Source organism: Massilia sp. P2_C2 (genome assembly GCF_056404615.1).
In genome coordinates this window covers 1-2,268 of the sequence record NZ_JBFUDR010000531.1, presented here as the reverse complement: position 1 = coordinate 2,268, position 2,268 = coordinate 1, and the positions used below count along the sequence as shown (strand labels likewise).

Annotated in this window: 1 protein-coding gene; it reads right to left on the bottom strand. The window is 68.5% G+C overall.

Annotation, left to right across the window (positions count from 1 at the left end):
• Positions 1-119: 119 nt before the first annotated feature.
• A partial coding sequence (locus AC1DYX_RS30480; protein ID WP_477265861.1) for a xanthine dehydrogenase family protein molybdopterin-binding subunit occupies positions 120-2,268 on the bottom strand: 2,149 nt, incomplete at its 5' end.

The window sequence follows — 2,268 nt, the reverse complement described above, 5'->3', positions numbered from 1 at the left end:
CATGAACATTGCGTAGGGTGGGCACCCTGTGCCCACGCGAACGCCTGCGAATCGCATACTTTACGCGTGGGCTCGGGGAGCCCACCCTACGCCTCCCGTGAACGCATCCGCCAACGGCATCAGGTTTTTTTGAGCTGCTCCCCGATCGGCAGCTTGCGAATCCGCTTGCCCGTCGCCGCAAACACCGCATTCGCCAGCGCCGGCGCGATGCCCGCCGTCCCCGGCTCGCCGATGCCGCCCGGCTCGTCGCGGCTGTTCACGATATAGACCTCGATCGCCGGCGACTCCGGCATGCGCATCACGCGGTAGTCCGAGAAGTTCGACTGCTGCACCCGTCCCTTCTCGACGGTGATCTGGTCCCACAGCGCTGCGCTGGCGCCGAACACGATGCCGCCCTCCATCTGCGCGACGATGGTGTCCGGGTTGATGTTCTGGCCGCAGTCGACCGCGCACACGACGCGGTGCAGGCGCACGTCGCCATCCGGGCCGACCGATACTTCCGCCACCTGCGCCAGGTAGCTGCCGAACGCGAACTGCGTCGAGATGCCCCGCCCCAGCTTGCGCCCCGCGACCGGCTTCATCGGCTTGCCCCAGCCGGCCTTCTCGGCCGCCAGGTTCAGCACGGCCAGCGTGCGCGGCGATTTCTGCAGCAGCGAACGGCGGAACGCGACCGGGTCGGTCTTGCTCGCATACGCCAGTTCGTCGATGAAGCTCTCGACGACGAACACGTTGTGCGTGGGCCCGACGCCGCGCCAGAACGCCGTCGCGAGGGCACCCGGTTCGTGGCGCATGTATTCCACGCGGACGGCGGGAATCGAATACTGCAGGTCCGCCGCGCCCTCCACCGCGTCCGGGTCGACGCCGTTCTTGACCATGGGCGGGGCAAAGCGCGCCATGATCGACGATCCCGTCACGCGGTGGAACCAGGCCACGGGCATGCCCTTGTCGTCGATGCGTGCCGACATGCGGTCGACATAATAGGGCCGGTACATGTCGTGCTGGATGTCTTCCTCGCGCGTCCAGACGATCTTCAGCGGGCCCTTGGCCAGCCTGGCGAATTCCACGGCCTGGATCACGTTGTCGACCTCGAGCCGCCGGCCGAAGCCGCCGCCGATATAGAAATTATGGACGCGGACCTTCTCCAGCGGCAGCCCGGTGAGCTTCGCAGCCGCGCCCTGCGCCAGCGCCGGCACCTGCGTGCCGACCCAGATATCGCAGCCGTCCGGTTTCAGGTCGACCGTGCAGTTCATCGGTTCCATCGTCGCGTGCGCGAGGAACGRCACCTCGTAGATGGCATCGATGCGGCGTCCCGGGCCCGCGTCCAGCGACGTCAAAGCATCGCCCTCGTCCTTCGCGACGGCGCCGGTCTGCTGCGAGACCTTCATCATGTCGGCCACGATGCCCGCCAGGCTGGCGTTGGCGTTCGCGCCATCGTCGAAGCGCGGCGCCGCAGCCGCCAGGCCCTGTTTCGCGGCCCAGAAGTGGTCGGCCACGACCGCCACCGCGCCCTCGATGCGCAGCACCTGGCGTACGCCCTTCACGGCCAGCGCCTTCCGTTCGTCCACCGCCGTCACCTTGCCCCCGAGGACCGGCGATGCCGCCACGGCCGCGATTCCCATATTGGGCAGGCGCGCATCGATGCCGAACTGCGCGGAGCCGTCGACCTTCGCCGGCGAGTCGAGCCGCTTGACCGGCTTGCCGACCAGCGTGAACGTGGCCGGGTCCTTCAGCTTCACCTCGGCCGGGAAACTCAGCTTCGAGGCGGCATCGACGACGTCGCCGAAATGAACCGAGCGGTTCGAGCCCTCGTGGCGGATCGTCCCGCCCACGACCTTCAGCTCGCCCGGATCGACGTTCCAGTTCTTCGCGGCCGCCTGCACGAGCACCGTGCGGACCTTGGCGCCGGCTTCGCGCAGCGGCTTGTACGTGCCGCGGATCGACGTCGAGCCACCCGTCACCTGGCCGCCCAGCAGCGCGTCGGCGTACAGCGAATTGTTCGCGGGCGCCTGCTCCAGCTTCACCTTCGAGAGGTCGGCGCCCAGTTCTTCCGCCAGCAGCATCGGCAACGACGTGAACGTGCCCTGCCCCATCTCGACCTTGTGGATGATGAGGGTGACGAGGCCGGCGCGGTCGATGCGGATGAAGGCGTCGTGCGCGAGGCCCGGCTTCTCGTTCGTCAGCGCGGTCGAGGCCTGGCCGACGGCCTTCTCCGACGGCGGTTCCTTGCGGTCGCCGGACGGCGTTTCGCCCTGCCGCGCGCAGCCGAAC